12 protein-coding genes are annotated in these 13771 nt (G+C 37.3%); 10 read left to right on the top strand and 2 right to left on the bottom strand.

The features are described 5' to 3' along the window. Position 1: 1 nt before the first annotated feature. Entirely contained in the window at positions 2 to 1849 is a 1848-nt protein-coding gene (locus GSQ84_RS00965) for a glycoside hydrolase family 97 protein (RefSeq protein ID WP_158795374.1), read from the top strand. A 121-nt stretch (positions 1850 to 1970) separates the two neighbouring features. Beyond that, positions 1971 to 2825 carry a ThuA domain-containing protein gene (locus GSQ84_RS00970; protein ID WP_158795375.1) on the top strand — a complete coding sequence of 285 codons (855 nt, stop codon included), beginning with the start codon at positions 1971 to 1973 and terminating at the stop codon, positions 2823 to 2825. A 90-nt stretch (positions 2826 to 2915) separates the two neighbouring features. On the opposite strand, the gene GSQ84_RS00975 is transcribed toward GSQ84_RS00970, so the two are convergent. Beyond that, on the bottom strand, positions 2916 to 3056 hold the full coding sequence (locus GSQ84_RS00975) for a hypothetical protein (RefSeq protein ID WP_158795376.1): 141 nt from the start codon (positions 3054 to 3056) through the stop codon (positions 2916 to 2918). Between the two features lie 226 nt (positions 3057 to 3282). After that, on the bottom strand, positions 3283 to 4863 hold the full coding sequence (locus GSQ84_RS00980; protein WP_158795377.1) for a hypothetical protein: 1581 nt from the start codon (positions 4861 to 4863) through the stop codon (positions 3283 to 3285). 226 nt (positions 4864 to 5089) lie between these two features. Here GSQ84_RS00980 and GSQ84_RS00985 point away from each other — a divergent pair, with 226 nt between their 5' ends. The 8 genes from GSQ84_RS00985 to GSQ84_RS01020 all read left to right on the top strand — a co-directional run bounded on the left by GSQ84_RS00985 (position 5090) and on the right by GSQ84_RS01020 (position 13752). Next, the gene (locus GSQ84_RS00985; protein WP_158795378.1) at positions 5090 to 5497 is read left to right on the top strand and encodes a response regulator transcription factor; all 408 of its coding nucleotides are present in this window, start codon (positions 5090 to 5092) and stop codon (positions 5495 to 5497) included. 3 nt (positions 5498 to 5500) lie between these two features. Further along, positions 5501 to 6565: a sugar transferase gene (locus GSQ84_RS00990; RefSeq protein WP_158795379.1), complete on the top strand. Its 1065-nt coding sequence runs from the start codon at positions 5501 to 5503 to the stop codon at positions 6563 to 6565. A 23-nt stretch (positions 6566 to 6588) separates the two neighbouring features. Next, positions 6589 to 7290, top strand: coding sequence for a TolC family protein (locus GSQ84_RS00995; RefSeq protein ID WP_158795380.1), 702 nt, complete (start codon positions 6589 to 6591; stop codon positions 7288 to 7290). Positions 7291 to 7315: 25 nt separating this feature from the next. Then, entirely contained in the window at positions 7316 to 9460 is a 2145-nt protein-coding gene (locus GSQ84_RS01000; RefSeq protein WP_158795381.1) for a Wzz/FepE/Etk N-terminal domain-containing protein, read from the top strand. A gap of 244 nt (positions 9461 to 9704) precedes the next feature. Next, entirely contained in the window at positions 9705 to 10964 is a 1260-nt protein-coding gene (locus GSQ84_RS01005) for an O-antigen ligase (protein WP_254070755.1), read from the top strand. Positions 10965 to 11061: 97 nt separating this feature from the next. Beyond that, positions 11062 to 11676 carry a DapH/DapD/GlmU-related protein gene (locus tag GSQ84_RS01010; RefSeq protein ID WP_158795383.1) on the top strand — a complete coding sequence of 205 codons (615 nt, stop codon included), beginning with the start codon at positions 11062 to 11064 and terminating at the stop codon, positions 11674 to 11676. Between the two features lie 38 nt (positions 11677 to 11714). Continuing rightward, the gene (locus GSQ84_RS01015) at positions 11715 to 12491 is read left to right on the top strand and encodes a glycosyltransferase family 2 protein (RefSeq protein WP_158795384.1); all 777 of its coding nucleotides are present in this window, start codon (positions 11715 to 11717) and stop codon (positions 12489 to 12491) included. Between the two features lie 61 nt (positions 12492 to 12552). Beyond that, positions 12553 to 13752 (top strand): glycosyltransferase, encoded by a 1200-nt coding sequence (locus GSQ84_RS01020; RefSeq protein WP_158795385.1) that lies wholly within the window; start codon positions 12553 to 12555, stop codon positions 13750 to 13752. Positions 13753 to 13771 lie beyond the last annotated feature (19 nt).

A 13771-nucleotide genomic window follows, 5' to 3' on the forward strand; every position in this document is an offset into this window, starting at 1 on the left:
CATGACGATTAAAAACGCCTCTGTTTTATTCATTTTACTGATTATCTTAAATTTTCCTGGCATTGCCCAGGTCAAGGTGATAAAAGTAGCCAGTCCAGATAAGTCCATAATTTTTTCTTTGGCAATGCATGGCAACCAGCCTGAATATTCCATTATGAGAAATGGAAAAAAAATCATTGATCCTTCTGGTTTAGGCTTAACCATAAATGACAAAAACATCGGGCCGGGAGATTCATTTGGTTTGCCCAGTAAAAAAAGTGCAAGTAGTGTTTATAAAACCCGTGGCATACATAGTATTGCGGTGAATAAATATAATGGGATCAGGTTTAAACTGAATGGCGCAAATCCTTATGAAATTGAAGTGAGGGTATTTAATGACGGTGCTGCGTTCCGTTATATCGTACCAAATAAGGGGGCTGCAATAGTGAATGCAGACCTTACTTCGTTTGTTATTCCTACAGGCAGTACCATCTGGAGCCAGGGAGATATCCGTAGTTATGAAGGAAATTATACTGAGCAAAAGATAGGGGATGTAGCCAAAGGACAGCCTGCGGGACCTCCGTTAACGATACATCTTCCCGGTGTGACAGGTTATGCTGCAATTACTGAAAGCGGCCTTAATGATTTTGCAGGAATGTCTTTATTGGCAGCAGGCAGCCAGACTTTTGTAGCTAATTTAACTGGTTTAACCCATAAAAGCGGAATAATAGAAACGCCTTGGCGTGTTATTTTAATCGGGGGAACTTTGAATAAACTGGTGAATAGTGATGTGATCAGTAATGTTTCTCCACAGCCTAATGCGGCGTTATTTCCGAAAGGATATGCTACAGACTGGATCAAGCCGGGTAAGAGTGCCTGGTCATGGCTGGCTGGAAATGGAGATGTGACTTTTGAAAACATGAAAAGGTTTTCCGACTGGGCCGGTGAACTGGGTTTCAGTTACAATTTAGTTGATGAGGGCTGGGCGAAATGGCAGGAGGATGGAAAAGATAAGTGGGCAATGATGAAGGAACTGGTAGATTACTCCCGAAAAAAAGGAGTGAAAATTTGGGCCTGGAAGGCTTATCCTGATAGGGCCGGGGATCCTGGAATTAAAGATGCAGCTGCAAGAATAGCCTTTTTTAAGCATTGTAAAGCCGTAGGTATTGCAGGATTGAAAATCGATTTTTTCGATACAGAATCACAGGAAGTCATAGATTTTTATCAGGCAGCGCTAAAGGATGCAGCATCACTTCATTTAATGCTTGATTTCCATGGTGCAGATAAACCTGCCGGTCAAAGCCGTACCTGGCCCAATGAGATGAGCCGTGAAGGAATAAGGGGGCTGGAAAATACCACCAGCTGGCCAAAACATAATACCACGCTTATCTTTACACGTTATCTGGCAGGGCATGGAGACTATACGCCGCTAAGCTTTCGAGATATTGTTAAAGGCACTACCTTAACCCATCAGGTAGCTACTGTAGCAGCGTTTACTTCTCCGTTTATGTGTCTGGGTGTTGACCCTGAGATGCTACTGAAAAGTGACGTTAAAACCATGGTTAAACAAATTCCTGTAGTTTGGGATGAAACAATTATTCTGCCTCCGAGTAGAATCGGGGAACTGGCTGTAATGGCCAGGAGAAGCGGCAGTGTTTGGTTTTTAGTGGCCTTGAATGGTGAAAGCGCTCAATCAGTAAAGATAAATCTTGGGTTTTTAAGTAAGGGAAATTATCATGCTGATATTCTTCAGGACAATGAAAATGATCCTTCACAATCAGTGGTAAAAACGGGGAGTTTTAATCAAAAAAGCAATATAACCTTAAAACTTTCGGCTGGTGGCGGGTATATAGGCAGACTTTATAAATAATTGGCTGTTTAGTAGATGTAGTGCATTTAAAGGGGCTGTTCTGCTTCAAAATCTGTCTGCTAACATAAAAGGGATGTCAAATGCTGTTAGATTTGTTGAAGAGTAATCTAAATCGAATCTTATGTTAACAGCTTTTAAAATTAACCAAACTTTTGTCGGGCTGCTTTTTTGCAGTCTGCTTTGTTTGTCTTTTGTGGATGTTCAGGCGCAAAAGGCAGGTTCCCCATTTAAAGTGATCGCTTTTTATACGGCAAGAAATGACCAGGCGCATATCAGCTTTGTACATGAAGCCAATCAATGGTTTCCAAAAATGGGGCTTAAGTATAATTTCACCTATGATTCTACCAGTAACTGGAATAACCTCAACGCAGAATTTCTTTCACATTACCAGGTGGTACTTTTCCTGGATACACGTATTGAGGACCCTGCACAGCGGCTGGCTTTTCAGCAATATATGGAAAATGGCGGGGGCTGGATGGGTTTTCATTTCGCGGCATTTGCTTTAACACCATCTGATTTTCCGCAAAACTGGGACTGGTACCATAATCAATTCCTGGGATCCGGAAGTTATGTAAGCAATACCTGGAAGCCTGTGCCTGCTGTTTTAAGGGTAGAGGATAAAACAAATGTTACTACGAAACACTTACCTGTAACTTTTAAGTCTGCACCTAACGAGTGGTATAGATGGTCTAATGACTTGCGTAAAAATCCAGATATTAAAATCTTACTGGCTATCGATTCCACGAGTTTTCCCTTGGGAACAGGACCTAAGCAGAGTGAAATCTGGCATAGCGGCTATTATCCTGTGGCATGGACAAATCAAAAGTATAAAATGGTTTACCTAAACATGGGACATAATGATATGGACTATTCCAATCATATGGTAAAGGACCTGTCATCTACTTTCCAGAGCGAAAGCCAGGATCAGTTTATCCTAAATTCTTTATTTTATGTGGCAGGGCGCTCGGGAAAATAAAGATTTTGTAGACTCACTGGCATAGTTAACTATGCCAGTGATATATTGTTATACAGCTATTAAAAAAAATAGACCTGTGAATATTATATATTAGTAATTCAGGTAAGAAATTACTCCTGTGCTTAAAGCATAAAGTAACGTAGCTGCTATTGCGATTGAACCAATAGTGATCATCCATTTTCTGGCTGAAGGACTGAAAGGGCTATAGTGTTGTTGTTGGTGTGAGTTCATAACAATTAATTTAGATTTCTGTAATGAACTATACCAATACTATGCCGATTACCCGGATCATGGGTCAAATGTCACATCAATTGCGTGGTGGCATTATTTTTATAATTTTTGCCGCTTTTGTCTGTTTTTGAATATTTAAATAAGAGGTTTTTATTCTCGTATTGGGGAATTAGTTACCCTTTTTGCTGTTGAATACCAGAAGTGCTATTCATGCTTTTTTGTAGCGCTAGTCTGCTTTTTCAACAAAAATCGGGGTTTCTGTAAGACGCAATTTAATGTGTCCGGCATTTGCTGTCGCTGTTTCTGTTTTCATTTGTATTGCGCCCGGATTAAGCAGATGAATGACAGCAGATTTCGATCCCTGAAGATCAAGGTCGCAGATCATTTTTTTTCCGGTTTGACTTGGGATGTAAAGTACATACATTTTCTTACTACCATTTTGATAAACATCAATAATAGGATTATTCCTAATAGTTTTAAGGTAAATATAAGAGCCTATTAACTGTTTCGTCTGCCTGAAGTAATCGGCAACAGGTCGTGGTTTGTTATCTTGTTGAAAACCAGAGGAGGCATATTGGGTAGCATCGTTTACATTAACGTCTTCCAGCATATAAAAAAAAGCTTTTTTAAGTCCGTGTCTGGCATATAGAAAGGACGAGCGGAGCATCCAGTCTGCCTGGGTAATCAGTGCTGATTTTGAGCCTATCGCAAAGGCCCTCTGGGGACTTTTGGGGTTTATATCATAACCAGCTTCAGTAATCCAAACATCAGTGTTATTCGCATATTTTTTGGACATTGCTATAAATTCATCAGCTACTCTTCCGCCTGAAGATAATTCAGGTGCTCTTCCACTGGTCCGGTTATCATGCTCAGGAGTAGCGTCGTCATTGTAATAATGATAGTTGATGATATCAAAACATAAATTTACAGATCCATCAGGACGATATCCTCTGTGTTTTTTACACCAATTAATCATTTTTACCACGTAGTCGGGATTTGGAAATGCCAGTCCAGCCATTACAACTTTCATTGTAGGGTCGGCATTTTTTACACCTACGTTCTTACCCATTTTTCCTTTATTTCCATCATAAAAGGCTGAGAGATTTGCAGCATATTCTTCAGGGCTTTGGTGTCCTTTAGGACCTTTCCATGTTTTATCCCTTTCGTTATCACACTCTAAATAATGCACATAGCCCAAACCAATTTTTATATTATTTGGCACATCCCCATTCCATCTTTCCGATTCATCTACCTTTATTAAAGCCGTATCTATTTTTTTGTTATTGCCATACCTGGCGGCAAATTGAAAGGCTGCTATGGCTTGATCTATGTAAGAATTTGGGTCGGAACGGCTTAAGCCATAGGTAGCTGGTACATTATCTACATCTCTTTGATCCTTTGGATAGGTATTCATCAACCATGGCGGGCAGTTTTTCATACAGGTAAGTATATCTATGTTGTTCTGTACACAAAGCTGATAAACCAGATCATAATTAAAACCGCCAGAGTGTGTATAATTAAAAGTGAATTTTCCTTTTTCAGATTCTATGCGTTCCCAATCCATGTAATGCCGAAAACCACCAAATGACTGCATAATTTTCATCTTTTTTGGATCGGATTCTGCATTATCCTGTGTCAGAAAATCCCATTCAAATGCATTTATACCAAGAAAATTATTAAAACCAGGATTATTTTTTATTGCTGCACTGGAAGGTGAAGATTTTACTGGATTTACTGGTTTATTTTGTGTTAATAAACAGAACAATAAAGAAACAGCAACTGTAGTTTGTGTTATGGTTTTAATCATATTTATAAGATTTTTCCTGATCGATCTAATATATTAATATCTTTCATGGGAATAAAAAAATATTCCTTAAAACCACTTTTATGTTTGTTACGTATTTAATAAAATGATTCAAAAATGTAATTTTATTGATATATCTTTGAGAAGTAAACATCGATTAATTGTGTTTTTGTTATAAAAAATAAGTATTTTGTATTAAGCCTTCACCCCTTAAATTACCCGTCTGAAAATGGATAACGTCTCATTTCAAAAAAAACAAATTTTAATCGTTGATGATGAGCCAAGCATTTTAAAACTGCTTCAATTCATTTTATCTAAGGATTATAGTATACACGCCGTAGAAAGTGGTTATAAAGCACATTTATGGCTGGAAGAAGGTAATTTTCCTGATATTGTTATCCTGGATCTGCATATGCCACATTTTGATGGCACATCATTTTTGAAAAGCATAAAAATTAGTGGCTATTACAGAGAGATACCAGTAATCATTTTGTCTGCCGCGGATGATCTTGATAAAATTGTCTTAAATATACCTTTCAAAGTGGAAGGATATTTTCCAAAGCCGTTTAATCCTGATGTTTTGAAAAATAAGATTTTGAGTGTTTTAACTGAAACTGCAAACACATACGCCAAATAAATAATGGATTATAATTACAAAGGACTAAGATTAGTTTATTCTGGCAGTGAACTTACTGAAGAATCTTCCAACCAGTTAGCTCAGGAATACAATGTGGTGAATGCTGGTGATATATCTGAGTTAGAAGCTTATTTGAATACGCAGTCGCTTTTTTCTACGCCTGATGTGATCATGATTGAAGTGAAAGACGAAGAGCGTGTATTCTCAGTTGTACAGAAGATCAAAAGCAATCCCCTTACTAGTGGACTGATTATTGTGTTATTGGGTCAGATGCCGGATGCCAGATTAAGAAAGCGTGCTATTAGTGCTAAAATACATGATTTGTATTTTTATCCTTATAATATGGAGGACTTAAAAGACAGATTGAACTTTTTGATTAAGTTTAAACTGATCAGGCCTAATATTGAACAGCTTTCTGTGATTAAAAAACCAAAGGATGAATATAAAATCCCAACTCCTAAAAGGGTGTTTGACGTAATTTCATCCGGAGGCATTCTTTTAGTACTTTCCCCAGTATTACTGATCGTTGCTATTTTAATTCGTTTAGATTCGAAAGGAGCGGTGATTTATAAAAGCAAGCGGGTTGGGACAGGTTATAAGGTATTTAATTTTTATAAATTCAGGTCAATGAAAGTTGGTGCAGACAAGGAATTGAAAAATTTGTCGGCACTGAATCAGTATGCGGATGATGGCAGCGGATCTAATGCATTTGTTAAAATTAAAAATGATCCAAGGGTAACTAAATTGGGTAATTTTTTAAGAAACTCTAGTTTAGATGAACTTCCGCAGTTATTTAACGTATTAAAAGGCGATATGTCTTTAGTGGGAAACCGGCCATTACCTTTGTACGAAGCTGAGTTGTTAACCTCTAATGAATGGTCGATGCGTTTCCTTGGCCCGTCGGGATTAACAGGTTTGTGGCAGATCAGTAAACGCGGCAAGGCAGATATGTCTGACACGGAGCGCAAAAAACTTGATAATTTTTATGCGAGAAATTATTCTATATGGTTTGATATTAAAATAATTTTGGGGACATTTCCTGCTTTATTTCAAAAAGAAAAAGTATAACTTAAAAAACATAATCTATAAAAATGAAAAAACTTTCCTCTATCTTTTTATTACTTTTAACACTTGTGGTTTTTAAGGCTTCCGCACAGGAGTCGATCATTGGTGAAATTAATTACAATACTTTACAGAAGTACATTCAATCTGCACAGGAAAACTTTCCCAGGAAAAAAATATTTGAGCAAAGAGCGATTAGTGCACAGACAGCTATTCCGATAAATGCAATGTCTTATCTTGATATTCTCAACGCGTCTTATAATTACAGGCCTAATCAGCCAGCATCCGGAGTTTCTTCACTACCCGGCCTCAATGGAACCTACATCACAAGTGTAAACGGTTTTCAATTTGGAGCAACGATCAACATCGGTAATTATCTGCAAAAACCTTATATGGGTAAAAAAGCAAGAGCTGATTATAAAATTACCCAACTGGAAGCTCAGGAGTACAATACAACCTTAGCTATAGAAGTTAAGAAAAGATATTATTCCTACATCCAGCAAATCGCTCTGTTGAAAATTAATACAGAAAGCGTGCAGGAGAATAAAAATGTTGCTGAAAATTTGAAGCACAAATTTGAAAAAGGCGAAATTGCCCTGGATTCTTACAACCAATCAAGAATTAACCTTGCTTCTTCAAACACAGCAAAAGTTCAATCTGAAGTTAGTCTATTAGAGGCAAAAGATGCATTGGAAGAGATTATAGGGAAGCCGTTATCGGAGATTAAATAACTAAGTAAATAACTTTTTTTACCAAATGGATTTTAAGGCATTTTTAAAGCATATCGGCCGGTACAAGTGGCTAATTATTATTGTTCCGCTGGTTACTATGGGCATCACTACTTTTATGGTGAAAAATCTGCCTAAGCAATACAGTTCTGAAGCGCAAATATCTACAGGTTTGGTAGACCAGTCTAAACAGCTGTCTGCTGCCGAACAAAACATGGATTATTTCAAAACCAGCACACAGTTTGCCAATATCATTGAAAAGATGAAGATGAAAAAGGTGATGAGTATTCTTTCTTATCATCTTATCCTGCATGACCTTGAAGACCCTAAAAATTCATTTAAAAAATATAGTGAGAAACTTGATTCATTAACCGGCGTAAAAAAGAGTGCTGTGATCGCTGCATTTAAGGATAAGCTGCTCAAGAAGGAAATTCTTACGTTGTCTGATAAAGGTAATAACGAGTTGTACGACTATGTAGCTTCCATGGGCTATGATGAGAAATCGATAAGTAAAAATTTATCGATCAGCCGTTCTGACGGCAGCGATTATGTTACTGTAGCTTATGTCTCAGCAAATCCTGCATTGTCTGCTTATTTAGTGAATACACTGACCACCGAATTCATTGAGAATTACACGGAGGACATCAACTTCAATCAGAACAACTCTCTTTCATTACTTGATTCTTTATTGAAGAAAAAAGAAGCGGTAATGAATGCAAAAAATGCTGCACTTAAAAACTTCAAGCAGGCCAACGGGGTGCTGAATGTAGATAAACAGTCTGAAATTACATCTGGCCAGATCTCTGCCAATGAAGACCGGAAAGCCCAGGCGTTAAGGGATATTCAGGCCAATCAGGGTGCCATCTCCGCTATTGAATCCAAGTTGCGTGGCAGGGATGCTTATACGGGTGGAAATACAATCTCAGATAATAGCAATATTATTACTGCTAAAAATCAGCTTAAAGTAGCAAATGACCGTTACATTGATGGTGGTTTTAAGGCTGCCGACAAGAGGAAAGTAGACTCATTGTCAAACGTAGTGTCAGTGTTATCTTTAAGAAGTTCTGATAACAACATTGTTGATCCTACAGCATCAAAGCAAAACCTTATTCAGCAGCGTTCAGCATTGACGATAGCTATGGATCAGGCTAAAAGTAGTATTGCTTCTCTTGATAGGGAGCACGCTCAGCTAAAATCTAAGTATAATACAATGGTGCCATTTGATGCAGGTATACAAAACTTCGAAAGAGATGCTGATCTGGCCACTAAAGACTATATGGATGCCTTGAACCGTTATAATCAAACGCGGACAGAACAAAATATAGGGTTGAAACTGAATATAGCACAGGTAGGACTAATTGGTACCCCTGAGCCTTCTAAAAGGGTAATTTATATTGCACTTTCATTCATAGCCAGCTTCTTTATCTGCTTTGTAGCTGTAGTGGTGCTTTTCTTTTTAGACCACACGATCAATAATTCCAAACAGCTGTTTAACGCCACAAAATTACCCGTAATTGGTAATTTAAGTTATGTGAATAATTATAACAAATCTATACCTAGTATTTGGAATGATAGTGAAACGCCAAATTACATTACGTACAGAAATCTATTGCGATCGCTCCGATTGGAAATTAACAATAAGATGGAAGAAAGCTCAAGTCAGATTTTAGGCATTACCAGTCTTGGAAATGGTGAAGGAAAATCTTTTGTGGCTTCGAGTCTGGCACATGCTTTTGCCATGACAGGAAAGAAAGTTTTATTGATTGGTGGCGAAACTGCCCGGGTTGAAAGTGCTACCACCAAAGAATTAGCCGTAGTCAGTAACTTTGAAACCTTTCTGATTAAAAGAGAAATTCATACTGAAGATCTGGTTACGGTGCTGAACAAAAGTAATGAGAACTCTTCGCTTCTTGAAATTCAAAGTTCAAGGAATCTTAAAATGGGATTTGAAGTACTTAGAAGGGAGTTCGAGTTAATCATTGTGGATATAAATAGTTTACAGGAAATCAATGTTGCCAAGGAATGGTTTTTGTTTACCGAAAAAAACATAGCAGTTTTTGAAGTTGGTAAAGAGCTATCTGAAACTGATAAGGACCTGTTGGTTTACCTTAAAGAGCAACCTGGATTTATGGGGTGGGTATTAAACAAAATAAAGGTTACTAAGGGTAAGTAATTTTTATTCTGTTCTCTGCTACTAAATTATTTTATATAAACTGCGAATGGATAAAGCGACATCGTTTTATAAAAAAAACAAGCTTAGCATAGTCATATTATCGCTAGTCATATTAATCTGTTTATGCACAGGTTTGTTTATCGTTAATGTCGGTATTTTAATACCTGTTGCGGTCATTGGCATTTCATGTTTGATTGCTCTTCAGATTTCATATATAGAAAATCCAAAACTCATTATCTGGACAATGGTATTCTATTGTTTTACTTTTGGGATTCTGGGGAGGGAAATTGGTAATTTTCCATTTGGTATTTTGCAGGAGGGGATTATGCTGCTTGGCTGGCTAACCCTGATTTTTGCTGCTAACAAATATGATTGGGATTTAATCAATAATGATATCTGTATCCTGATGTTGATTTGGTTTATCATCAGCATTCTGGAAATTGGAAATCCTGCGGGAGCTAGTATACAAGGGTGGTTACAGGAAATACGTGCCGCAGCGATGTACCCGTGTCTTGTTGTTCCCATGGCATTCCTGTTAATGAAAAATAGCAAGGATCTGAATACTTTTTTATACCTGATACTCGGATTATCGCTGCTTGCATCCTTAAATGGTTTAAAGCAGTTGTATATAGGTCCTTCGCCAGGAGAGCAACGTTTTCTGGATGAAGGCGGAGCGATTACCCATATTTTGTGGGGAAGACTAAGGGTATTTTCATTTTACAGTGATGCAGGACAGTTTGGTGCTTCACAGGCCCATATTGGTTTAATGGCATTGATACTATGTCTGGGACCATTCAAATTTTGGAAAAAGCTGGTATTGTTTATCATTTCGATGATAATGATTTATGGAATGCTGATCTCTGGAACAAGGGGCGCATTGTTTGCTCTGGTAGTGGGTGTATTTACAGCTATTTTACTAAGTAAAAAATTTAAGGTTATTATTATCGGAGGAATTATTGCCCTATCACTTTTATTTGTATTGAAATACACAAATATTGGGAGCGGTAATTATCAGATTCTTAGACTCCGGTCTGCTTTGGACCCGAAAGAGGCATCTTTCAATGTGAGATTAAATAGTCAGCGGATTTTAAGAGAATATCTGAGCAGTATGCCATTTGGTGGGGGCTTGGGTGTAATTGGCGTTTGGGGCGAGGCTTACAATAAAGATAAGTTTCTCTCCACGATTCAGCCCGATAGTTATTGGGTAAAGGTTTGGGCCATGTATGGAATAGTTGGTTTCACTATTTGGTTCGGAATCATGATGTACATACTCGGGCGATGTTGTGGTATAGTCTGGAATATTAAGGATGACAAACTGAAAGTAAAAGCAATGGCCTTAACGGCCGGTTATGCGGGGATTTTATTTTGTAGTTATGGAAACGAGGTAATTAATACGGCCCCATCTTCATTTGTTGTTTATTTTTCATGGGTTTTTGTATTGATGTGCCCAATGCTGGAAAAACAGCTGGAGGAACAAAAAAATAAAGATTTAAACTTATCTTAACATGCCATTTGAAATATTTGTTCTTCCTGCTCTGATATGTTTTTTAATAGGATTCTTTAAAGGATTTAAAATAAAGAAATAACGCTAATTATCTACTATGTCTTTTATTTCTACCATCAAATCTAACCCTAAATTAAAGCAACTGGCGCACTGGATGTTAATTCCGACCAATGAACACCGGCCCAGGCTGTGGGTAAGGTGGTTTGTTAACCCTTTTATTCATCAAAGGGGCAGGCACTCTATTATACGAAGCCGCACCAGAATGGATGTTTTTCCCTATAATAAGTTTAATCTGGGCCTGCGATCTGTTATAGAAGATTTTGCTACCATTAACAATGGTGTAGGCGATGTATTGATAGGGGATTTAACAATTGTTGGTTTAGGTAACGTGATCATTGGACCAGTGCAGATAGGAAACCAGGTTATGCTGGCGCAAAATATTGTTATATCGGGATTAAATCATGGTTATGAAGATGTTACGCTATCTCCGCGTGAACAAAAGGAGGTTTGTAAACAAATCATTATTGCCGATGATGTATGGATAGGATCAAATTGTGTGATCACAGCAGGAGTGACTTTAGGAAAGCACTGTATTATTGGTGCCGGAAGTGTTGTCACTAAGGATATCCCGGAATTTTCAGTAGCTGTAGGGAATCCTGCAAAAGTGATTAAAAAGTATAATTCCTTAACGCTTTCCTGGGAAAGAGTTTAGTCAATTAATAACTAATATTAAAGATTTAAATAGAATTCATGACAGCTCTTAACGCGCATTTTGAAAAGGTAACGTTATTAATTACCCATTACAACAGAAGTAAGTCTTTAGAAAGGTTATTGGAAGCCTTCTCCGGATTAGGTTGCTCGTTTGAGGAGATAGTAGTATCTGATGACGGGAGTAAGCCGGAGCATCTGGACTATATCAAAGAACTTAAATTAAAATATGATTTTACTTTGGTTACGGTTCCTAAAAACAAAGGATTGGGGAACAATATTAATAAAGGGCAGGATGCGGTAAAAACGGAGTACACCTTTTATGTCCAGGAAGATTTTGTTCCTTTAAAAGACTTTTTAGTGAATTTCCAGAATGGGGTAAAAATCATAGAAGAAGACAAAGAAGTTGATACTATTAGGTATTATTCTTATATTAATTATCCGGATCTGGTACCTTTCAGAGATGGGTTTTCATTGATGGTGTTTGATCCTTGGTCTTTAAACATAGATAAAATTACGATGTACAGTGATCATCCACACTTAAGAAGGAGTAATTTCCTGACTAAGTTTGGCCGTTATCCGGAGATGAAAAATCCTGAGAAAACTGAATATGATATGATGGTTTCTTTTATTAAACGTAAAGGGAAAGCTTATTTTTTTGATAATTATAAATTATTGATGGAGCCCATCAACTCATCTACTGAGCCAAGTACAATGGAAAGGAATTTCTGGAGAAACAATGATGGTGTTTTTCTTAAATCAGCAAGGTTTGTTTACAGACAAATGAAATTCCATTATTTTTATTTTTTTAGATCATAGTAGTATAAAATTGAATAGTGGGCAATTGAATAATACGCTGGCAAATAAAGATATGATAAACATGGAGTCCCAAGTAAACAGAGACATTATTATCATTGGGCAGCAGCCCTGGGATACGGAAATAGGAAGTAATTGTAAAAATATAGCCCTGGAATTTAGTAAAACCCATCGTGTTATTTATGTTAACTCACCTCTTGACAGGATTACCCTTTACCGGAAAAAAAATGATCCGGGAACACAAAAGCGTCTGAATGTAATACAAAAGAAAGAAACGGGATTGGTAAAGATCCAGGATAACCTCTGGAATTATTATCCTGATTGTATGGTTGAGTCTATCAATTGGATTGGGAATACTTTTCTGTTTGACCTGGCCAATCAATACAATAACGCCAAATTTGCTAAATCTGTGAAGAAAGCTATTGACATCCTGGGTTTTAGTCAATTTATACTTTTTAACGATAATGAGATGTTTAAGGGATTTTACCTTAAAAAATATCTTAAACCCAGTTTGAGTATATATTATTCAAGAGACTATATGGTTGCGGTAGATTACTGGAAAAAACATGGTGAAACACTGGAACCTAAACTAATTGCAGATAGTGATATCTGTGTAGCCAATTCTAATTTTCTAGCCGCTTACTGCAGGAAGTTTAATCCCAATTCATTTTATGTAGGACAGGGCTGTGACCTGGATATCTTTGTTGAAGATAAGAGTAAGGCTGTTCCTGCAGACCTGGCTTTGGTAAAAAGACCTCTTATTGGTTATGTTGGCGCATTACAAAGTATCCGGCTCGATAAAGATATTATTGCGCATATCGCTATTTCCAGACCAGACTGGTCGGTAGTATTGGTTGGGCCTGAAGATGATTTATTTAAGGCCAGTGATCTGCACCAGTTTAAAAATGTAATATTTACAGGGATTAAGGCCATTAGTGACCTGCCGGATTATATCAATGCTTTTGATGTATGTATTAACCCGCAATTGGTCAATGAAGTAACAATAGGAAATTATCCGCGTAAGATTGATGAATATCTGGCTATTGGTAAACCCGTGGTGGCTACTGCAACTACGGCGATGGAAACATTTAGTGATTTCGTTTATCTCGCCCAGACCAAAGAAGATTACGTATTATTAATTGAAAAGGCCCTGAATGAAAATTCATTAAAGCAGCAGGGGCAGCGCAGGGAGTTTGCCCTTGAACATACATGGGAAAATAGCGTAGCTGAGATATATAAAGCTATTGAGCTGGTTGAACATTAATTTTTTTCAGATTTATACT

This window comes from Pedobacter sp. L105, assembly GCF_009765875.1.
GTDB lineage: Bacteria > Bacteroidota > Bacteroidia > Sphingobacteriales > Sphingobacteriaceae > Pedobacter.